General features: G+C 69.8%; 24 protein-coding genes. 5 read left to right on the top strand and 19 right to left on the bottom strand.

What is annotated here, in order from left to right; genetic code table 11:
- Positions 1-3 precede the first annotated feature (3 nt).
- The 11 genes from LVQ62_RS05440 to LVQ62_RS05390 all read right to left on the bottom strand — a co-directional run bounded on the left by LVQ62_RS05440 (position 4) and on the right by LVQ62_RS05390 (position 7,671).
- A complete protein-coding gene (locus LVQ62_RS05440; RefSeq protein ID WP_233766091.1) occupies positions 4-330 on the bottom strand; it encodes a lycopene cyclase domain-containing protein in 327 nt (108 codons plus the stop codon).
- The gene (locus tag LVQ62_RS05435) at positions 323-685 is read right to left on the bottom strand and encodes a lycopene cyclase domain-containing protein (protein WP_233766089.1); all 363 of its coding nucleotides are present in this window, start codon (positions 683-685) and stop codon (positions 323-325) included. Before LVQ62_RS05435 ends, LVQ62_RS05440 begins: the two co-directional genes overlap by 8 nt.
- Positions 686-775: 90 nt before the next feature.
- A complete protein-coding gene (locus LVQ62_RS05430) occupies positions 776-1,654 on the bottom strand; it encodes a phytoene/squalene synthase family protein (protein ID WP_233766085.1) in 879 nt (292 codons plus the stop codon).
- A complete protein-coding gene (gene crtI, locus LVQ62_RS05425) occupies positions 1,651-3,132 on the bottom strand; it encodes a phytoene desaturase family protein (protein WP_233766083.1) in 1,482 nt (493 codons plus the stop codon). Before crtI ends, LVQ62_RS05430 begins: the two co-directional genes overlap by 4 nt.
- Positions 3,129-3,818 (bottom strand): DUF998 domain-containing protein, encoded by a 690-nt coding sequence (locus LVQ62_RS05420; RefSeq protein ID WP_233766081.1) that lies wholly within the window; start codon positions 3,816-3,818, stop codon positions 3,129-3,131. The genes crtI and LVQ62_RS05420 overlap by 4 nt, the downstream gene beginning before the upstream one ends.
- Entirely contained in the window at positions 3,815-4,936 is a 1,122-nt protein-coding gene (locus LVQ62_RS05415) for a cytochrome P450 (RefSeq protein WP_233766078.1), read from the bottom strand. Before LVQ62_RS05415 ends, LVQ62_RS05420 begins: the two co-directional genes overlap by 4 nt.
- Complete coding sequence (locus LVQ62_RS05410) at positions 4,933-6,012, bottom strand: glycosyltransferase family 2 protein (protein ID WP_208052613.1); 1,080 nt, start codon at positions 6,010-6,012, stop codon at positions 4,933-4,935. The genes LVQ62_RS05415 and LVQ62_RS05410 overlap by 4 nt, the downstream gene beginning before the upstream one ends.
- Positions 6,009-6,251 carry a hypothetical protein gene (locus LVQ62_RS05405; RefSeq protein WP_233766076.1) on the bottom strand — a complete coding sequence of 81 codons (243 nt, stop codon included), beginning with the start codon at positions 6,249-6,251 and terminating at the stop codon, positions 6,009-6,011. The genes LVQ62_RS05410 and LVQ62_RS05405 overlap by 4 nt, the downstream gene beginning before the upstream one ends.
- Complete coding sequence (locus LVQ62_RS05400) at positions 6,236-6,664, bottom strand: hypothetical protein (protein ID WP_233766074.1); 429 nt, start codon at positions 6,662-6,664, stop codon at positions 6,236-6,238. Before LVQ62_RS05400 ends, LVQ62_RS05405 begins: the two co-directional genes overlap by 16 nt.
- Positions 6,661-7,287, bottom strand: coding sequence for an isopentenyl-diphosphate Delta-isomerase (idi, locus tag LVQ62_RS05395; protein ID WP_233766072.1), 627 nt, complete (start codon positions 7,285-7,287; stop codon positions 6,661-6,663). The genes LVQ62_RS05400 and idi overlap by 4 nt, the downstream gene beginning before the upstream one ends.
- A gap of 225 nt (positions 7,288-7,512) precedes the next feature.
- Entirely contained in the window at positions 7,513-7,671 is a 159-nt protein-coding gene (locus LVQ62_RS05390; protein ID WP_208052615.1) for a hypothetical protein, read from the bottom strand.
- A 299-nt stretch (positions 7,672-7,970) separates the two neighbouring features.
- Here LVQ62_RS05390 and LVQ62_RS05385 point away from each other — a divergent pair, with 299 nt between their 5' ends.
- Complete coding sequence (locus LVQ62_RS05385; protein ID WP_208052616.1) at positions 7,971-8,378, top strand: hypothetical protein; 408 nt, start codon at positions 7,971-7,973, stop codon at positions 8,376-8,378.
- Between the two features lie 21 nt (positions 8,379-8,399).
- Here the strand turns inward: LVQ62_RS05385 and LVQ62_RS05380 are convergent, their stop codons facing one another.
- Positions 8,400-8,975: a GNAT family N-acetyltransferase gene (locus tag LVQ62_RS05380; RefSeq protein WP_233766070.1), complete on the bottom strand. Its 576-nt coding sequence runs from the start codon at positions 8,973-8,975 to the stop codon at positions 8,400-8,402.
- Positions 8,976-9,091: 116 nt separating this feature from the next.
- Between LVQ62_RS05380 and LVQ62_RS05375 the strand changes: the two genes are divergently transcribed.
- Entirely contained in the window at positions 9,092-10,225 is a 1,134-nt protein-coding gene (locus tag LVQ62_RS05375; RefSeq protein ID WP_208052618.1) for an ABC transporter permease, read from the top strand.
- Between the two features lie 11 nt (positions 10,226-10,236).
- Here LVQ62_RS05375 and LVQ62_RS05370 read toward each other — a convergent pair whose 3' ends face one another.
- Positions 10,237-10,725, bottom strand: coding sequence for a MarR family winged helix-turn-helix transcriptional regulator (locus tag LVQ62_RS05370; RefSeq protein ID WP_208052619.1), 489 nt, complete (start codon positions 10,723-10,725; stop codon positions 10,237-10,239).
- Positions 10,726-10,824: 99 nt separating this feature from the next.
- On the opposite strand from LVQ62_RS05370, the gene LVQ62_RS05365 reads away from it, so the two are divergent.
- Positions 10,825-11,373 carry a YceI family protein gene (locus LVQ62_RS05365; RefSeq protein WP_179483184.1) on the top strand — a complete coding sequence of 183 codons (549 nt, stop codon included), beginning with the start codon at positions 10,825-10,827 and terminating at the stop codon, positions 11,371-11,373.
- A gap of 85 nt (positions 11,374-11,458) precedes the next feature.
- Here the strand turns inward: LVQ62_RS05365 and LVQ62_RS05360 are convergent, their stop codons facing one another.
- From LVQ62_RS05360 to LVQ62_RS05345, 4 genes are all read right to left on the bottom strand, one after another.
- On the bottom strand, positions 11,459-12,082 hold the full coding sequence (locus LVQ62_RS05360; RefSeq protein WP_233766068.1) for an MSMEG_1061 family FMN-dependent PPOX-type flavoprotein: 624 nt from the start codon (positions 12,080-12,082) through the stop codon (positions 11,459-11,461).
- A 100-nt stretch (positions 12,083-12,182) separates the two neighbouring features.
- Positions 12,183-12,521, bottom strand: a complete 339-nt coding sequence (locus LVQ62_RS05355) for a tetratricopeptide repeat protein (RefSeq protein WP_179483186.1) — start codon at positions 12,519-12,521, stop codon at positions 12,183-12,185.
- Positions 12,522-12,567: 46 nt separating this feature from the next.
- Positions 12,568-13,089 carry an OsmC family protein gene (locus tag LVQ62_RS05350; RefSeq protein WP_208052622.1) on the bottom strand — a complete coding sequence of 174 codons (522 nt, stop codon included), beginning with the start codon at positions 13,087-13,089 and terminating at the stop codon, positions 12,568-12,570.
- A 38-nt stretch (positions 13,090-13,127) separates the two neighbouring features.
- Positions 13,128-13,658: a MarR family winged helix-turn-helix transcriptional regulator gene (locus LVQ62_RS05345; RefSeq protein ID WP_208052623.1), complete on the bottom strand. Its 531-nt coding sequence runs from the start codon at positions 13,656-13,658 to the stop codon at positions 13,128-13,130.
- A gap of 48 nt (positions 13,659-13,706) precedes the next feature.
- Here LVQ62_RS05345 and LVQ62_RS05340 point away from each other — a divergent pair, with 48 nt between their 5' ends.
- Entirely contained in the window at positions 13,707-14,579 is an 873-nt protein-coding gene (locus LVQ62_RS05340) for a dioxygenase (protein ID WP_233766066.1), read from the top strand.
- A 21-nt stretch (positions 14,580-14,600) separates the two neighbouring features.
- Here the strand turns inward: LVQ62_RS05340 and LVQ62_RS05335 are convergent, their stop codons facing one another.
- Both LVQ62_RS05335 and LVQ62_RS05330 read right to left on the bottom strand, forming a co-directional pair.
- Complete coding sequence (locus LVQ62_RS05335) at positions 14,601-16,139, bottom strand: protease pro-enzyme activation domain-containing protein (protein WP_233766064.1); 1,539 nt, start codon at positions 16,137-16,139, stop codon at positions 14,601-14,603.
- 108 nt (positions 16,140-16,247) lie between these two features.
- Positions 16,248-16,997, bottom strand: coding sequence for a DeoR/GlpR family DNA-binding transcription regulator (locus tag LVQ62_RS05330; RefSeq protein WP_233766062.1), 750 nt, complete (start codon positions 16,995-16,997; stop codon positions 16,248-16,250).
- Between the two features lie 365 nt (positions 16,998-17,362).
- Between LVQ62_RS05330 and LVQ62_RS05325 the strand changes: the two genes are divergently transcribed.
- On the top strand, positions 17,363-18,445 hold the full coding sequence (locus LVQ62_RS05325) for an ABC transporter substrate-binding protein (RefSeq protein WP_208052626.1): 1,083 nt from the start codon (positions 17,363-17,365) through the stop codon (positions 18,443-18,445).
- The last annotated feature ends 1 nt before the right edge of the window (position 18,446 follow it).

Genomic DNA, 18,446 nt, shown 5'->3' with positions numbered 1-18,446 from the left:
GCATCAGGAATCCGCTGACAACCGGGCGTCGCGACGCTGCCACCGCACCCAACCGAGCAGCACCGCGGTGCACAGCACGAATCCGAACCCGAAGTCCTCGATCGGGATGCCCGGTGGGCACCGGATCCCGAGGTTCTGCGAATCGTCGTACGCGACAACGGGTCTCGACCCGCGGGTGAGCAGTCCGTCGACGAGCACCTGGAATCCGAGCACGATCGCCATGCTCACCCAGTAGCGCACCGACCGGAAGAGTCCGGTGCGCAACCACGCCAGCTCCAGCACCACCACGACCACCAGGCCGAGCAGGACGGAGACGGTGTACTCAGGCATCACGACCAGCGCCCACCCGCTCGGCCGGCTGCGCACCGCGGCCACGCAGGAGGCGCCCGCAGATGCCCACCGCCTCGAAGGTCAGCAGCGCGCACAGCGGCACCACCAGGAAGAAGAGCACCTCCTCCAACGGCAGTGACCCTAGGTGCACGCCGACCAGGTAGCGCGCGCCGTACGTCCACCAGCCGCGCGCCACCCCGATCAGGTCCCACCCGATGAAGATCAGTGCCGGCGGCGCGATCGCGAGCGCCGCCCGCGCCGGCCGCCGCCACACCCGGGCACCGATCACGAACTCCAGCGGCAGGGTGAGGACGACGCAACCCAGCAGGATCAGCAGGTAGGTGAGGTGTCGCACCGGGCCAGCCTCTCAGGGCCACCGCGAGTGTCCGCGGTCTCGTCCACCCGTCCGCGCGCATCTGCGGACACTCCGGCTCCCACTCCCGGGTCAGCGCAGCAACGCGACCGGTGTCACCAGCAGCCGCGCCGCCAGCCCGGCCTTGCGCCAGGTCGGGAGCCGCACGCGGGAGGAGAACACGTCGTAGTCGGCGTCCTCGATGAGGTCCAGGATGCGCGCGTAGAGCCGTCGCGCGATCACCACGCAGCGAGCGGACGCCGGCGGCAGGTAGCGCATCCCGGTGTCGGCATGCGCGTAGAGCGCGCGGGTGCGCTGGATCTCGAAGCGCATCAAGGCCTTCCATTCATCGGTGGCGCTCCGCTGGTCGGGGTCGACGCCGAAGCGCTCCAGATCCTCCAGCGGCAGGTAGTGCCGGTCGCGGTCGAGGTCCTCGTCGACGTCGCGCAGGAAGTTGGTGAGCTGGAAGGCCAGGCCCAGGTCGCGCGCCGGCGCGTACGCGCGCGGATCGGTGGGCTCGAGAACCGGCAGCATCATCTCCCCGATGACCGCGGCGGAGCCCTCCATGTAGCCCAGCAGGTCGTCGTACGTCGGGTACGACGTGACCGTCAGGTCGCTCGCCATCGCCCCGAAGAACCGCTCGAAGCACTCCTGGGGGATGTCGCGGCGCTCGGCGGTGTCGGCGACCGCGCTCAGCACCGGGTCCTCGCCGATCCCGGCCCGGTGAGCCCTGAACAAGCCGGCGAAATCGGCCAGCCGAGTGCCGGTGTCGGCGCGGTGCTCGCCGTCGGTGGCGTGGGGCGCGTCCACGATGTCGTCGGCGAGGCGACACAGCGCGTAGACCGAGTAGACGTCGCGGCGCTGAGCTGCGGGCAGGGTGCGGGCACCCCAGTAGTAGGTCGTGCCGTAGTCGCGGGTCAGCACCGCGCTGCGGGCATATCCCTCCTGCAGGACCGCAGGGTCGGCGCTCATCTCGACTCCTCACTCAACTGTGCCAGGGCACGTTGCGCGGCCAGCTTGCCGCTGACCAGGACCATGGGCACCCCCACGCCGGGCGTCGTGCCCGCACCGGCGAAGACCAGGCCGGGCGCGTCGCGCGCGACGTTGGTCGGACGGAAGGGCCCGGACTGGAAGAAGGTGTGCGCGAGCGCGAACGGAGTGCCGGCGGTCAGACCCTGGTCGGCCCAATCGCCGGGGGTGACCAGCTGTTCGCTCACGATGTCGGTCGGATATCCGCTCGTGGCAAGGAATTTCGTGAGTCGCTCCTTCATGGGCTCGCGCATCCGGTCCCAGTCCAGCGACCCACCCAGGTGCGGCGCGGGCTCGAGCACGTACATCGCCGCGCCTCCCGGCCGGGCACGGGACGGGTCGGTCACCGACGGCACCGACACCAGTCGGGACGGGTCGCGCATCAGCACGCGCTCGTCGAGCAGCTCATCGAAGGAGTGCGCCCACTCGTGCCCGAAGTGGATGTTGTGATGGCGCACGTCGTCCGGCGCAGGATCGGCGGTGCCGACGTGCCATACGACGGCCGAGGGTGAGTACCGCGGACGGCGCAACGGCAGCGGACGGCGTACTCCCGGCAGCAGCACGTCGTACATCGTGGGCAGGTCGCCGGTCGCGATGACCACGTCGGCGGCCACCACCTCGTCACCTGCGACGACCCCGCTGACGGCGCCGGACGGCGTACGCCGCAGCCCCGTCACCTCCTGCCGCAGCCGGATCTGTACCCCGGCCGCCTCGGCGGCGCGGGCCAGCGCGCGGGGCACGGCGTGGATCCCGCCCTCGGGGAAGAAGACCCCGCGGACGCTGTCCATGTAGGTGATGACCGCGAAGATGCCCATGGCCTGCTGCGGCGAGACGCCGGCGTAGAGCGCCTGGAAGGTGAAGAGCCGGTGCAGCCGCTCGTCGTCGAAACGGCTGCGGATCAACGGATCGAGGTGGCGCAGCCCGCCCATCCGCAGCAGCTTCACCGCCGGCCCGGGAGGATCGGCGATCTGCCAGGGCCGGTCGAAGTTGCGGTCGATGAAGCGCGGCATCTCCAACTCGTAGAGCTCGCGCAACCACACCACGAACTTCTCGTAGGCCGCCGCGTCGTGCGCGCCGCACGCGGCACGGATCTGGTCCGTCATGGCCGCGTGGTCGGCGAGTACGTCGAGGGTCGAACCGTCCGCGAAGCGAGCGCGGTACGCCGGGTCGAGCTGCCGCAGGGTCAGCTCGTCGTCCAGGCTCGTCCCGGCGGCCCGCAACGCGTCGTCGATGAGGTCCGGCATCGTGAGCACCGTCGGCCCGAGGTCGAAGGTGTAGCCCTCGTCGTGCCGGACGGCGGCGAGGCCGCCGACGCAGTCGCCGCGCTCCAGCACCACCACCTCGTGGCCGCTGCGGGCCAGGTGGCACGCCGCCGACAGTCCCGCGAGCCCCGCTCCGACCACCACCACCCTGCCGGTCATGAGCGCACCGCACGAGTGTCGGCGTCGTGAGTGGACCGAGCCCACGCGTCGTGCCGCACGGCACGAACGGTCCACGGAACGCTCGCGATCCACGCTGACACGAGCAGAATGCGCAACCGTTCGACCAATCCCATGTCGATGTTCACGAGCAGCAGGGCCAGGTCGGCGAGGCCGCACAGCCCGATGCCGGCGGCCAGGACGATGTGCACGCGCATCCATCCGGGGTGTGCGGGGTGGCTCGCCCGTGCGCAGCACGCGGCGCCGATGCCGGCCGCCGCGAATCCGGCCAGTCCACTCAGCGTGTGCCCCACGATCAGCTGGTGCAGCAGGCCGGGCACGCTGTGGTCGCCCAGGTCGCATGTCGTGCCCGTCCCGGACGCACAGTCCATCGACGTGCTGCCGTCGAGCAGGGATCCGGCCCCGACCACAGCGACCATGACGCACGCCCAGCGCACCGCCGTACGGACGTGACGGTCCGGCCAGCACAGCCAGGCGATCACCAGCAGGGCGAGGCCGGCGAGCACGTCGGACGCGCGGTACCAGTCGGCGTACGGGGCGCCGGGGAGTTCGAGCTGGCTGACGAAGTCGGCATGCTGCCCCCGGCGCACGACGTAGGACAGCAGGAACGAGCTGTAGAGGACAGCCGCAACCAACGCGAGCGGCCAGGCGACCGTCCTGCGGGTCATGCCGCCACCAGTTCCAGCTGCTGCGGACCGGCCGGACTCAACGTCACGCCTGCTCGCATCGCCCCGTCCCCGTCGTGGAAGAGCAGGCGGCGATCGGCGAGCACCCGCAGCACCACGTGCAGCAGGAGCGTCGCGTAGTGCCGCCCGAGGCACGTGCGGGGACCGGCGGCGAACGGCAGGTAGCCCCAGGCGGGCACCTTGTCGGCGAAGCGGTCCGGGTCGAACTCCTGCGGCCGCTCCCACAGCGACGGGTCACGATGGGTGAGGAACGGGCTGTACATCACCAGACTGCGCGCGGGGATGGTGCGGCCCTCGAACTCGGCCGGGCGGCGAGTGACCCGGCTGCCCAGCCACCCTGCCGGATAGAGCCGCAGCACCTCTCTCACGACGTGTCCGTGCCGTTCGGGTGCGAGGTGGGTGGGATCCAGCGCCACGTGTCGCAGCAGCCAGGCCAGCGTGTGCGCCGTGGTGTCATACCCGGCACCGAGCGCGACCCGCATCTCCGGCACGCCGCCGTGGGCCGCGAACACCTCTGCCAGCGAACCACTTCGGGGATCACGCAGACGTTCGGCCAGGACGGCGTTCATCCGCCGGAAGCGCAGCGGCCGCGGCAGGAACGGCTGCGGCAGCGGCCGGCTCATCGGATCCAGGAAGTCGTCGAGCACCGGGTGGGTGCCGCCGGTGCCGAGGAAAGTGCGCGACAGGACGGCGCGCACCAGCCGTGAGGACCATGCGACGGCGTCGAAGCGGCCGGCCGGCAGCAGCGTGCGGACGACCTGCTCCATCTGCTCGTTGAGGGAGGCCACCGCGGTCCGGGAGAACCCCGGGTTGAGCGCGGCGCGGCGGTCGGCGTGCTCGGGGAAGTCGGTCTGCACGATGCCGTCACTGAGGTACGGCGACAGGCGGCTCATGCCGCCGCGGCTGCGGAACGTGTCGAGGTCGCCCAGCACCAACCGGTTCCACGCAGGGCTGAATCCGACGTACGCCGTGCGCCACAGCCGCAGTCGGAAGACCGGCCCCAGCGCGGCACCCTCCTGCATCAGGGCCAGCGGGTCGGTGCCCCACCGGCCCAGGTGCCCTGCGACCGGCTCGGTGCGCGGCTGAGGGAAGGTGCTCACGGGTAGGTCCGGCCCTTCCAGTGCTTGGTGCGCCGCACCGCGACCGCGGCGACGGGGATCGCGTAGAGCGGGGTCAGCGGCATGGTGAGCGACTGCCACCACTGACGTCTGCCGGTGGTGGCCTCGACGACGAGGCGCTCCGCGACGGCCAGCGCCCACGGGATCGCCCAGGCCGGCTGACGGCGGATCAGGAACGGCGGCACCGTGTAGGCGAGCAGGTGCCAGGCGGTGTAGACCACGAGCAGCGGCCTGTTGCCCATCACGGCGAGCAGGCCCTTGCCGAGGCCGGCGACGAGTTCGTCGAAGCCCTCGTACATCCGGGTGCTGATCAGGTCTCCGCCGAGCGCGAGGCCGAGTCGGTGTCCGGTGCGTCGGGTGTGCCGGGCCATCGCGAGGTCCTCGACGATCTCGGTGCGGACGGCCGCGAAACCCCCGAGCGCGTCGTAAGAGGCACGCGGGAACGCCATGATCGAGCCGTTGGCAGCGGCCGCGCCCTTGGCCCTCGGCTGCTCCAGCAGCTGGAAGGGCAGGCCGGTCAGCAGCAGGTCGTCGATCAGCGGCATCGTGACGTGCTCGGCGAAGGTCTTCGTCACCTGACGCGGGAAGACCGACATCAGATCCGCACGCTGGGCGTGCAGCTGACCCAGCACCGCGTCGATCGCTCCGTCCCCCAGCGAGATGTCCGCGTCGCAGAAGACGAGCACGTCGCCGAGCGCGGCCTCCGCGCCTTGCGAGCACGCCCATGTCTTGCCGACCCAGCCGTCCGGCATCGGCCGCCCTTGGACCACCCGCACGTGCGGGTGCTCGGCGGCGACGTCGTGCAGCAGCTGCGTCGTGCCGTCGGTCGAGCAGTCGTCGAGAAAGATCAGCTCCCGCACCTTCTGAGCGAGCATCCCCGGCAGCCGCGGCGGCAACCTGGCCATCTCGTCGCGCACCGGGACGATCAGCGACACATCGTCACCACCGCCCGTCGACGTCGCGGCGGCGTCGAGTACGGGGAAGGATCTCGAGTTCGACAGTCCCACAGCGACCTTCACCGTGATGTACGCCGTGACCACCGCGAGCAGTGCCCTCAACGCTGCACCTTCTCCGCGAGTTGGCCGATCCGTTCGTCGAACGACCGGCGTCCGGACACCACCTGCCGGAAACCCGGCAGCGGCTCGCGCGGGTCGGCGGTCGCGATCAGCTCGTCCAACGCGGTCAGCTGGGCCGCCATCACCGCGGCGAGATCGGCGCCCTGCACCGGCGCGCCCAGGTCGACGATCGCCTCGGGGTGCTGGTGCCCGCGGATGAGGACCCTCAATGAGACGGGCACGAGCGGCGCCGACGTGTGCTCGGCGTACCAGCCGGCTCCGCGGTGCAGAGGGCGCATCGGGCCGGGTCCGAGCAGTTCGCCCTCGGGGAGGATGACGAGCGTGCGGCCCCCCGCAGCGCGGTGAGACCGGCCCGAGGCTGATCGCTGGGCACCAGGCCGAGCGGTTTGAGGAACCCGAACGACGCGAGGTTCTCCGCGTCCATCACCAGGGTCGCGTCGTGGTGCTCCCCGCGCAGGACGGATGAGGCCACGAACGCGTCCCACCACGAGTGGTGGTTGCCGGCCCAGATGACGGGCGCCGGCGGCAGGGTGCCGCGGACGCTGACCGAGCGCAGGTTGGATCGGACGAGGCGGTCGAATCCCGCCAGCAGCATCCGCGCGGACAACGGCGCCGCGCTCGCGGGCAACCTCACCAGCGGACCGCGGCCGGCAACAGGCCCGGCGACGCGTTGGGCCAACGGTCGGGGCTGTCACCCAATCCCGCCAGCGCCTCGACCTGCTCGCGGCACCACGGCGAGACGATGCGTTCGCCGCTCGCCACCTGCGAGGCGAACCGCGTCCACGGCTCCCACTGCAGGTCTGCGACCTCGTCCGGGTCGAGATGGGGCCTGCTGCCCAGGGCGTGGGCGACGAGGACGGGGCACAGCTCGTTCTCGGCGATCGAGAGCATCGAGGCGTAGTAGGAGAAGTCGGCCAGCACCAGCCGGGGCAGACCGATCGCCAACCCCAGCTCGCGGCGTACGCGCCGCATCACCGCCGCCCGCAGCGTCTCGCCGGGAGCCGGGTGACCGCAGACGGAGTTGGTCCAGACCCCGCCGAAGGTGCGCTTGTGCAGCGAACGCCGGGTGACCAGCAGGCGGTCCCGGTCATCGAAGATGTAGCAGGAGAAGCCGAGGTGCAGCGGCGTGTCCGCGCCGTGCACGGTGTGCTTGTCATGCGAGCCGATCGCGTTGCCGGCCGGGTCGACGAGCACCACCTGCTCGGTCTGCACGCCGGTGCCGGGCCGACGTCCGTCATCGTGCTGTCGGGCGTCCATCACTGCATCGTGCACTGCTCACGCTGCTCTCCAGAGAGTGTTCTGCTTGGTTCTGCCGACGTTACCAACGCGCGTGTCCCATCCCGTCCGGCAACCCGTTCGACCACGCGGCCCGCTCCTCGGGCGAACCCTCCCTCGTGCTGTACCCATCGGTCCGCGGTTCATTCCTCGAGGCGAAGCATGTCGTGGCTGCGGCATCATGCGGCGTGTGGTCATCGACATCGGTCAGGGTCTCGGGATCGACGAGGCCACGCTGACGACGGTGGTGATCGACGCGCGCGTCGTACGACGGCAGTTGGTCGAGTCCAGCGACCCGGCAGACCGCGTCGTGGCGGCTCTCGCGATGGGTGAGGTGCCGCTGGCCGCGTCGCTGCTGCAGTCCATGGACGACGACCGTGGCTTCCGCGCCACCGCTCTGCGGCAGAGGATCGGCGCGCCCCCGGACCAGATCAAATCCTCGGAACTGGCATGGCACTCGCGCTGGGATCGACGCCGCGTGACGGGACGGGGCCGACCGTCGAAAGGGCAACCTGAGATCATCCTCAGGATTCTCTCAGGTCCGGGCGTTGAGTCTGGACGATGCGTGCCAGTGTCGCGTTCGCCGGACTCAGCGTCGAGAGCCGGCCCATGCCATGTCCGCGTTCGTGCGTCTCGTGCCCACCCAACGTTTCCGGAGGTCTTCGATGTCCGCTCCCACACGTTCGACAACACCCGGCTCCGCCACCCACCACCGCGTCTTCGCCGCCCTCGTCGGGGTGGTGGCAGTGGTCGTCCTCTTCCAGGGCGTCTGGGCGGGCATCTTCATCCGCGAGTCCAAGGAGAACAACAGCAGCTGGGTGCAGGTGCACGCCCGCGGCGCCGACCTCGCCATCCTCCTCGCGATCGTCGCGGTGGTCTGGGCGGTCCTCAGGTTGCGCGAGCGCAAGGATCTACTCTTCGGCAGCATCGCGCTGGCCGTGGCGCTCGTCCTCGAGGCCTATCTCGGCGGCATCATCGGTGACAACCCCGGGGTCCAAGCAGTGCACTTCCCGCTCGCCATGGTGCTCATGGGGCTGTGCGTCTGGCTTCCGGTCCGCGCGGCGCGTCACTGACGGGGAGGGCATCCCGGCCGGTCAGGGTGCGGTGTTGCGGAGCCACTCCTCGGCCGTGATCTCGTAGACGACCTCACCTTCCTCGGAGCCCGGCAGCGGGTCGTCCCAGATCCGTACGTCGGTCCGCACGTGCCGCATGCCGATGCGCCGCATGACGCCGCGCGAACCCGCGTTGACCGCCATCGTCTCGGCCCACACCCGCCGTAGTTCCACCGTCTCGAACGCGTGCCGCAGCAGCTCCGCCGCCCCCTCGCTCGCCAGTCCCTGGCGCCAGCGGCGTCGTTCCAGACGCCACCCGATCTCCGCCTCGGCGAGGCGACCCGGCGAGCCGGGGGGCGAGTCACTGCGCCCGAGGTCCCACCACCCGAGGAACTCCCCCTCCTGGAACCCCACCCACCAGCCGACCCCCAGCTCGTCGGCAGCCGTGTCGGCGCAGCGGGGCCCCCAGAACTGCTCGATCTCGGCGGGCGTGCGTGCCCTCCCGATCAGGTAGCGCATGACTTCCGGGTCGGAGTCCAACCGGTGCAGCAGGGGTAGGTGCTCCGGCGTCATCGGACACAGCTCGATCCGTGGGGTGTGCAGTACCGCGCGCGTCATGGGTCCGATCCTGGCCTGAGACAGGGCAGCATCGTGCATTCGTGCGGCCTTTCGGCCGCAGGCGTCCGGTATCTTCACGAAGACCGGCCCACACCGGGCCGGTGTCGGGAGGGCCCATGAGCACCAGCGAACCGGGGCACGGCGCCACTCGCCGGCCGCCCACGACCGGCCCTCGGCCCGGTTACGAGCGCAGCGCGGACGAATCCTTCCGCGGACGACTGCGCGATGTCCTCGGCCCCCGCAGCATCGGCGTGATCCTCGCCGTGCTGTTGGTCCAGCTGCTCTTCATCGCGTCGTACGTGGGCGCCTTTCACAAACCGCAGCCGCACGCGATCACCGTCGATGTGGTGTCGAGCAACGGTTGGCAGGGCTACGTCGCGAACAAGCTGAACGCCATCGACGGCAGACCTGTCGCCGCCTACGCCTCGAGCGATCGCGCGGAGTCGACCAAGGAGCTGCGCGAGGGTCGGCGGCAAGCGGTCTACCTCTTCAACCCGAACTCGAAGCAGGACACTCTGCTGGTCAACTCGGCCGAGGGATCCTCGATCACCGCCGCCGTCAACGCGATCTTCTCCCAGGTGGCCTCGAGCCAGAGCCGCACGCTGAAGACCCAGGACGTGGTGCCGGTCCAGGCCGGCGACAGCCGCGGGCTCACCAGCTTCTATCTCGTGGTCGGCTGGATGGTGGGCGGCTACCTGCTGGCATCGTTCCTCGGCATCCGCCGCGGCACCCGGGCACGCAACTTCCGCCGGATGCTGTGGCGGCTGGTGGGTTGCGCGGCGTACGCGGTCGCCTCCGGCATCGGCGGCGCGCTCGTGGTCGGGCCGATCATCGGCGCCCTGAACGGACACTTCTGGGCTGTCGCCGGTGTCGGCATGCTGGTCTCGCTGACCGCCTCGGTCTTCACGATGGGGATGGAGGCACTCTTCGGGATCATCGGGATCGGCATCTCGATACTGCTCTTCGTGGTGCTCGGCAACCCCAGCGCCGGAGGCGCCTACGGCTACGAACTGCTGCCCACCCTGTGGCGGGTCGTCGGGCGCTGGCTGCCGAACGGCGCGGGTGTCGACTCCGTCCGCAGCATCGTCTACCTGGGCGGCGACTCCCTGGGGCTGCACCTGCTCGTGCTCGTCTGGTGGCTGCTGCTCGGACTGCTGACCTTCTTCCTGGTCAGCAACAACACCTACTGGGGCTTCCGGCGCGATGACCCCTCTCCGCAGGATGCTGCCGAGGGCCGCTCAGAGGACTGAACGACGGGAGGTCACGCCCCGCAGCACAGGCCGCCTTCATCCTCCTGGCCCAACCGGGCGAGCAAGGTGGCGGTGATGTGGTCGAGCTGAGCGATCTCCTGCGGGCTGAGGACGTCGAACATCGCGGCCCGCACCTCGCGGACATGACCGGGGGCAGCGCCCTCCAGCGCGGTGAGGCCTGAGGGGGTGAGCGCGACGAAAGCGCCGCGCCGATCCTGCGCGCACTCCTCACGGGTCACCAGGTCGCGCTTCTCCATCCGCGTGAGGTGGTGGGACAGGCGACTGCGCTCCCACTTGATGCTGTCGGCGAGCGCCACCACCCGCATCCGGCGTTCGGGGGTCTCACTGAGCGTCACGAGCACCTCGAAATCCGGCAGCGACAGCCGCGACTCCTCCTGCATCTGGCGCGCCAGGTGGGCCTGGAGGCGCGAATTGGTCTGCAACCACTGGCGCCACACGCGCTGTTCCTCGTCGTCGAGCCATCTCACACCTGAAGTCATGCAGTCCACTCTACCTGGATAGTTGACACATCACCCAATCTTGGGGAAAGTTGTCCCCAGCACGTCATCCATACGTGAACATCTCGCAGAGGAGCACCCATGAGCACCGCCCTGAAGGACCTGAACGGCACCTACACCATCGACCCCGCGCACTCCGAGCTCGGCTTCGTCGCCCGCCACGCGATGGTCACCAAGGTCCGCGGCTCGTTCAAGGACATCGAGGGGACCGCCACGTCCGGCGCCGGCCTGTCCGACGCGAAGATCGACATCACCATCCAGGTCGCCAGCGTCGACACCCGTGATGAGAACCGCGACGGCCACCTGCGCACCGGAGACTTCTTCGAGGTCGAGAAGTTCCCCACCATGACCTTCCACTCCACCGACGTCACGGCGGTCGACGACGACACCCTGCGCGTGGTGGGCGACCTGACCATCAAGGAGACCACCAAGTCGGTCACCATCGACTTCGATTACAACGGCTCGGCCACGGACCCGTTCGGCAACGAGCGCGTCGGCTTCGAGGGCTCGACCACCATCACCCGCTCGGACTACGGCATCAACTTCAACGCCGCGCTCGAGACCGGCGGCGTGCTCGTCTCCGACAAGATCACCCTGCAGATCGAGATCTCGGCCATCAAGCAGGCCTGAGCTCGACCCTGCTCGACTCAGAACGGAGGGGTACGCACGGCGTACCCCTCCGTTTCGCACACTCCGCCGAATCGTGGGGGCCGGATCAGTAGAGCCCGGAACTGTATCCGGCGACCTGCTCGCTCTCGGTCTCCCGGATGAACTCATCGAGAGAGCGCGACGCACGGCTCGATCCGAGCCCGTCGACGGCTTGCGGCGCCCAGCCGTCCGGATGCCAGATACCCGAGCGCACCAGCGACTTCGCGCAGTGTCCGAAGACCTCCTCGACCTGCACAACCGCAGCGAGCACCGGTCGGCTGGCGCGCACCGTCAACCGGTCGAACCAGGGCGCGTCGCTGACGAGCTGCGCGCGACCGTTGACCCGCAACGTGTCGCTGCGCCCCGGGACCAGGAAGATCATCCCCACATGCGGGTTGGCGAGAATGTTGTGGTAGCCGTCCACCCTTCTGTTTCCGGGGCGTTCGGCGATGGCGACGGTGCGCCGGTCGATGACGTGGACGAGCGAGCCGGCCGGATCACCCTTCGGTGAGGCGTCGCACCGACCGTCGGCATCGCTGGTCGCGAGCACGCAGAACGGGAATGCCGCCAGCCATCGCAGGTCGGCGTCGGTCAACTCCGTGCGCACCTTGTGACGCGTGCGCTCCGAGGGTTGGCCGATGAGGGCCTCGAGCGCATCGGGAGTGGCTACTCGCGCAGACAGCGGATCCATTCGCCGATTATCGCGCCCCGCGGGCGGCCGCACCATGACGGCGTTCGCGTTCGTCGACGGCGTTCGAACACCGTCGACCGTCGCGAACACCGTCAGCGCGTCACGCGTCGACACCCCAGATCTTGGCCATCTCCAGGAAGTTGCGGGCCTCGGCGTGCCGCGACTGGCGCTGCAGCGTGCGCCCGAGCAGCAGTGCGGCGTACCCCTCGGTGGGGGCGACGGCGAGCACGGCGCGCGCCTCACGTTCGGCGTTGGCCAGCTGCGCGGAGTGGAAGTAGGACCGGGCCAGCAGCAGGCGCGCGTCGGTCGTGCCGTGCGTCACGTCCGAGTGGTCGAGCAGCTTCTCCAGCACCAGGGCGGCCTCGGCGTAGTCCTTCTGCTCGTAGAGACTCTCGGCGTACTGCAGCTGGGAGTAGTCGGGACTGTGCATCTGGGACATCGGTGGCCTCCTGCCTCGATTGTGCAACGCGGACGCGCCGGTGTGCTCACCCCCGCTGCGGTTCGACGCGCGGGGCGGCGGCATCGGCCACCCGCACCACGGTCACGTCCTGACCCTCCACAACGATCGTGGCCTCGATCTTCATCCCACTGCGCAGCGAGCGGGCGATGAAGCATTCACGATGGGCGATCTCGACGAGGCGCTGCAGCTGATCGGTCCTGCTTCCGGCGGCGAGTTCGATGCGTGGCCGCAGTTGGATCAGCTCCACCCACGCCGGGCCGTCGCCCTGCGTCATCAACCCGGCCGCGTCGTCGTCGTACGCGAGGACGTCGAGCCGCGCGCGGGCGGCCACTGCGAGGAAGGACAGCAGCTGACAGCTGCTGGCCGCCATCACGAGCAACTGCTCGGGGTTGCGGGAGGCCGGATCGCCGCCGAAGTGGGGGTCACTGCTCATCCGCAGCGATTCGCCCGCGACCACGACCTCGTGCTCGCGCGGGTAGTGGTCGTACCCGACCCCGGTCGACCCCGACCAGCGGAGGCGCGCGGCGTACCGGTGCTCGATCACCATCGCCCCAGATTAGGTGCGCCATGCAGGCGAGCGATGCCCTAGGCCGTCGGCTGGGCCCGCTCGTGGGTGGGTTCGACCTCGATCGGCAGCGGCTCGGTGGCGGAGTCCGGATCGATGCGCGCCAGGATCCGGCCGAGCGAGGCGTGCAGGGCCTGCACATCGCCGGGCTCGAGCGGGTCGAAGACGGCGGCGCGCACCGTCTGCACGTGCAGCGGGGCCGCGCTGATCGTCAGGTCCAGGCCGGCATCCGTGAGCCGGACCAGCGTCCCCCGCCCGTCGTCCGGGTCGGGCAGTCGAGCGAGCAGCCCACGCTGCTCCAGCCGGCGTACGACGTTGGACAGCCGGGTCGCGGAGGAGTTGACGACGCGCGCGAGATCGCTGGCCCGCAGGGTGCGGGACCGGCGCTCGGACAGCATGGCCAGCACCATGTACTCGAAGTAGCTGACGCCGGCGTCGCGGCCGAGCTGGGCGTCGAGCACGGTGGGAAGTTTCACCACGATGCGCACGATGTCGAGCCAGGCCGCGCGCTCCTCATCGTCCAACCAGCGGGTGTCCTCGTCAGGTGCCATCCCTCTATGGTATTTTATTCAAGCTTGAACATTAAGAGTGGAGGACCTGTGAACGCCCCTGACCTTCCCGGCGCGGCATTCGACCGATTCCTGGTCTCCACCGCCCCGCGCAGCCGAGACCGCCGGCCCTGGACGACGGCGGACGGAGCGATGCCCGCGCTCTACCTCAGCCACGGCGCGCCCCCTCTCTTCGACAACGCTCGATGGATCGACCAGCTCTTCGCCTGGGCGCAGGCGCTGCCGACCCCGCGCGCGATCCTCATCGTGAGCGCGCACTGGGAGTCCGCCCCGCTCACCATCTCGGCCAGCGCGGCCGACACCCCGCTGGTCTACGACTTCGGCGGTTTCGCGCAGCGGTTCTTCCAGATGACCTACGCGACCCCGGACGCGAGCGAACTGGCCGCGAAGGTCGCGTCGCTGATGCCCGACACCGAGCCGGTGCACCAGGACACCCGCCGCGGCCTGGACCACGGGGCGTGGGTGCCGTTGAAGGTGATGTACCCCGACGGCGACGTGCCCGTCCTGCAGATGTCGATGCCGACGCACGACCCGCAGCGGCTGATGGATCTGGGCGCGCGCCTGCGCCCGCTGCGCGAGGAGGGCGTGCTCGTCATCGGATCCGGGTTCATGACGCACGGCCTGCCCTACCTGACCCGCGAGGCGTTCTTCGACAACCAGGTGCCGAGCTGGTCACGGGACTTCGACGAGTGGGCCGCCGACGCGCTGGCACGCGGCGACGTCGACCTGCTCTCGGCGTACCGCGACCGGGCGCCCGGCCTGCGGTTCGCCCACCCCACGGTCGAGCACTACACCCCGCTCTTCGTCACCCTCGGCGCCGCGACCGCAGCCGACGCACCGGTGCAGACCACGATCGCGGGCTACGAGTTCGGCCTCTCGAAGCGCTCGTTCCAGGTCGCCTGACCCGCCCGATAAGCGTGCGGCTCAGGCGTCCTTGAGCCGGGCGAGCAGCGCGTCGCCGACCGGCACACCGAGACCGGTGCAGGCGTCCCAGCCGCGCTTGGCCTGGTAGGCGCCGTTCTTGCCGCTGGTGATGTCTCGGAAGCCCTCCGGCACGACGCCCGCGACCGCACCGGTGTAGAGCGTGGTGTGGACGTCGGTGAAGCGGCGTCCGGTCGCTTGCACCAGGCGTGCCGTGAGCGCTGCCCAGAGCGGTGCGACAGCACTCGTGCCACCGATCACGGTGTCGGTGCCGTCGATCCGCACCTGGTAGCCCGTGGCCGGGTCGGCGACGCCGGCGACGTCGGGTACGCCGCGTCCGGCACCCCCGCCCTTGCGAGCCGGAACGCCCACGCTCGCCTGGTACGCCGGCACTGGGAACGCGTCCGAGACACCGCCACCGGTGGCGCCACGTCCTGCCCCGTTGTTCCACACCGTCTCCGAACTGACCGTGGTGTCGGTCGCCTGCAGCGACGTGCCCCCGCAGGACAGGGCGTTCGGACTGGAGCTCGGGAAGTCGCAGTGCACCCCCACTCCGCTGTCGGAGGATCCGCTGTCACCCGCGGCCGTGGTGACGACCACCCCGAGCGCCCCCGCGTCGGCGAAGGCGGCGTCCATGGCCGTCCTCGCCTGCGCGGTCCACTGATCCTCGCTCTGACCCCAGCTGATGCTGACCGCCGCGGGCGCGGGTGACGCGTGCACGGCCTCCGTGACGGCGTCGAGGAAGCCGGCGTCGGTGTTGGGGGCGAAGTAGACCTTGATCTGGGACTTCGGTGCCAGCGCGCCGACGACCTCGATGTCGAGCAGCACCTCTCCGTCCGGCCCGTTGGCGTCACCGGTCGGTGCGTTCTCGGCCCCGTCGACCCCCACCGCGGTCACCGCGGGTGAGCCGACCCCGAGCTTGGTGAAGTAGGCGTCGAGGTCGTCCTGCTGGTAGCCGCCGCCCAACTCGATGATCGCGACCACCTGATCGGTGCCGTCGGTGCTCGCCGGGAAGTGGTAGATCTCCCCGAGCTGGATCGGTGTGTACGACGTCGCTGCCGCGCTGGCGTGCACGAACCGCTCGCGCGCCTGGTCACGATCGTCCAGACCCAGCACCGCGATGACCGCTCCGCCGAAGCCCGTCGGCACGGACAGCTCACCGGTGCGCATCCGGAACGACCCACTGTCGCCGCGCGCCTGGGTCAGTTCGACGCCGAACAGCTTCTTCAGCACCGCGTACGTGCCCCGCACCATCACACGGCGACCGGCGGGATCCTCCGAGAGCACCTGCGCACCGGCGTCGGTCACGACCGAACGGACGGCCTGCAGATCGGCCGGGTCGGCGCCGTACCGCTCGCCGAGCTCGGCCGCGTCGATCGGATCGGAGGCATGGCCCGCGGCCGGTAGTTCAGCGCGTCGACGCAGCACCAACGTCACGTCGATCTGCTGGTCGTCCGGGACCGGACCGGACGTCGTCACCCCTTCGACGGCATCTCGTCCGCTGCCCTGCACCGTCGACCGGTCACCGGATTGGTTCGCCATAGCGCCCTCCACAGTCATGAGATCGAGCTACTCATAGTGCCCCCGAGCACCGACAACGGGTGGACGTTTCGTCAGCTTCTACCGGTGTTCACGACCGGTCAGTTCCGCTCAACCGGTGCTGCCGGCGCCGGTGTCGGCGTCAGCGGTCACCTTGGTCGCGACGTGCACCACCACCCCGCGCTCGCGGAAGGCGGCGACGACGGCGCGATCCGCTCGCCAGTCCGTCACGAGGTGGGTGATCCGGTCGGTGTCCAGCGTGCGGCACATCGTGTCGACGCCCAGCTTCGTGTGGTCGGCGAGTACGACGGCCTCGGAGGCGGCGCTCACGATCGCCCGGTCCGAGCTCGCCACCTGCACGTTCGGGGTCGACAGGCCGTGGTCGACGCTCAGACCGTTGCCCGAGAGGAAGGCCCGGTGCAGACGCAGGTCGGCCAGACTGCGCTCCGTCTCGGCGCCCACCAGGGCGAACGTCGAGCCGCGCAACGTCCCGCCGGTGACGATGACTTCGACCGAACTTCCGGCCAGCTTCTCTGCAACCAGAAGGGAATTGGTCACCACCGTCAGGTCGCGGAAGCCGGTGAGCTGCTGCGCGAACGCCTGCGTCGTGCTCCCCGCACCGAGCAGGATCGCGTCGCCCTCCTGCACCAGACCCGCCGCCGCGACGGCGATGGCGACCTTCTCGTCGGCGGCGACCGACGACTTCTGCAGATAGGACAGCTCGTGGGTCAGACCCCCGGGGAGGACGGCGCCGCCGTGGCTGCGGTTGAGCAGGTTCTCCTGCTCCAGGGACCGCAGGTCGCGCCGGATGGTGACCTCCGAGGAGCCCGTCGTCTCGACCAGCGCCCGTAGGGAGACCACCCCCGGGACCGCACGATCTCCAGGATGGCTGCGCGCCGTTCGGCTGCGATCACTGCCCTTCACCACCTCTCGGACGCCGGATGAGCCGAACGCTACCGGAATTCGGGCGAAAGATGGTTCTTGATCGTATTCGATCGCGATGAAAACACCGCTTCTGCCGCCGAGCGACGCCTGTCTAGCGAGCTGAGGCGACATTGTGGCATTGATTCGCATCGTTAGGTGATCGTTATTGACCGCTCTCGTTCGGGCGAGTTAGATGAGGCTCACGCCGCGACGTGACGGCGATCACAGTGGAAGAGGTGTGCACGATGGTTCGAGTGGATGGACGCGGCCCACGGAATCTGAGGTCGGCAGGGGTGGCGGCGGTGGCAGCGGCGTTGGTCCTCGGCACCGCCGGCTGCACGAAGAGCAGCAGCTCGGGGAACTCCTCCTCGGCGAGTGGCGGGAGCAGTAGCAGCGGATCGTCGTCCTCGAGCAGCAACGGAGGTCAGCAGCAGGTCCAGACACAGGCCGGCGGATCCGGCCCCACCTGCACCTACACCAAGTACGGCGCCCCCAAGCTCGACCTGAAGGGCGTGACGGTGGGCTTCTCGCAGTCGGAGTCGACCAGCAACCCCTTCCGGGCGACGGAGACCAAGTCGATCACCGACGAGGCCAAGACCCTCGGCATCAAGCTGATCCAGCGCAACGCCAACGCCAACGTGTCGCAACAGAACACCGACATCCAGGACATGATCTCCCAGGGCGCCAAGGTGCTGATCGTGGCGCCGGAGAACTCCGACGGGCTCACCCCGGCCCTCTCGGCGGCCAAGGCCAAGCACATCCCGGTCCTCACCATCGACCGCACGGTCAAGGGCACCGCCTGCAGCGACTTCATCGGCTTCATCGGGTCCAACTTCTACAAGCAGGCCCAGATCGCGGCCGACGACCTCGCCGGCGGGATGGGCGGCAAGGGGCAGGTCGCCGTATTGCAGGGCACCTCGGGCAACAACGTCGCGACCGACCGCACCAACGGCTTCACCAGCCAGATCAAGGCCAAGTACCCGAACATCTCGATCGTCGCGTCCCAGACCGCCAACTTCGACCAGGCCACCGGGCAGAAGGTGATGGAGCAGATCCTGCAGAGTCACCCGAAGCTGACCGGGGTCTACGCCGAGAACGACACGATGGCCCTCGGAGCGATCCAGGCCATCCGTGCCGCGGGCAAGACGCCCGGTAAGGACATCAAGGTCGTCGCGATCGACGGCACGCAGCAGTGCGTGCAGGACGTCGCGAACGGCGTGATGGTCGCCGACGTCGAGACCAACCCGCGCTTCGGGCCGCTGGCGTTCGACGCGCTGCAGAAGTTCTACACCTCGGCCGGCGTCGCGACGAAGGTCATCATCGCCGACCACCACTTCACCAAGGACAACGCGAAGGCCGCGCTCTCCAACGGCGACGTGTACTGAT

Origin of the sequence: Allobranchiibius sp. GilTou73 (assembly GCF_021391335.1) — a bacterium.
Classification (GTDB): domain Bacteria; phylum Actinomycetota; class Actinomycetes; order Actinomycetales; family Dermatophilaceae; genus Allobranchiibius; species Allobranchiibius huperziae.
This window is presented reverse-complemented; position numbering and strand designations above follow the sequence as displayed.

Excerpts from the sequence above, each read along its gene's own strand:
- LVQ62_RS05440 (WP_233766091.1), bottom strand. The coding sequence starts at position 330 with ATGCCTGAGTACACCGTCTCCGTCCTGCTCGGCCTGGTGGTCGTGGTG.
- LVQ62_RS05430 (WP_233766085.1), bottom strand. The coding sequence starts at position 1,654 with ATGAGCGCCGACCCTGCGGTCCTGCAGGAGGGATATGCCCGCAGCGCG.
- crtI (WP_233766083.1), bottom strand. The coding sequence starts at position 3,132 with ATGACCGGCAGGGTGGTGGTGGTCGGAGCGGGGCTCGCGGGACTGTCG.
- LVQ62_RS05420 (WP_233766081.1), bottom strand. The coding sequence starts at position 3,818 with ATGACCCGCAGGACGGTCGCCTGGCCGCTCGCGTTGGTTGCGGCTGTC.
- idi (WP_233766072.1), bottom strand. The coding sequence starts at position 7,287 with ATGGACGCCCGACAGCACGATGACGGACGTCGGCCCGGCACCGGCGTG.
- LVQ62_RS05390 (WP_208052615.1), bottom strand. The coding sequence starts at position 7,671 with ATGGACTGCAGCAGCGACGCGGCCAGCGGCACCTCACCCATCGCGAGA.
- LVQ62_RS05385 (WP_208052616.1), top strand. The coding sequence starts at position 7,971 with ATGTCCGCTCCCACACGTTCGACAACACCCGGCTCCGCCACCCACCAC.
- LVQ62_RS05380 (WP_233766070.1), bottom strand. The coding sequence starts at position 8,975 with ATGACGCGCGCGGTACTGCACACCCCACGGATCGAGCTGTGTCCGATG.
- LVQ62_RS05375 (WP_208052618.1), top strand. The coding sequence starts at position 9,092 with ATGAGCACCAGCGAACCGGGGCACGGCGCCACTCGCCGGCCGCCCACG.
- LVQ62_RS05370 (WP_208052619.1), bottom strand. The coding sequence starts at position 10,725 with ATGACTTCAGGTGTGAGATGGCTCGACGACGAGGAACAGCGCGTGTGG.
- LVQ62_RS05365 (WP_179483184.1), top strand. The coding sequence starts at position 10,825 with ATGAGCACCGCCCTGAAGGACCTGAACGGCACCTACACCATCGACCCC.
- LVQ62_RS05360 (WP_233766068.1), bottom strand. The coding sequence starts at position 12,082 with ATGGATCCGCTGTCTGCGCGAGTAGCCACTCCCGATGCGCTCGAGGCC.
- LVQ62_RS05355 (WP_179483186.1), bottom strand. The coding sequence starts at position 12,521 with ATGTCCCAGATGCACAGTCCCGACTACTCCCAGCTGCAGTACGCCGAG.
- LVQ62_RS05350 (WP_208052622.1), bottom strand. The coding sequence starts at position 13,089 with ATGGTGATCGAGCACCGGTACGCCGCGCGCCTCCGCTGGTCGGGGTCG.
- LVQ62_RS05345 (WP_208052623.1), bottom strand. The coding sequence starts at position 13,658 with ATGGCACCTGACGAGGACACCCGCTGGTTGGACGATGAGGAGCGCGCG.
- LVQ62_RS05335 (WP_233766064.1), bottom strand. The coding sequence starts at position 16,139 with ATGGCGAACCAATCCGGTGACCGGTCGACGGTGCAGGGCAGCGGACGA.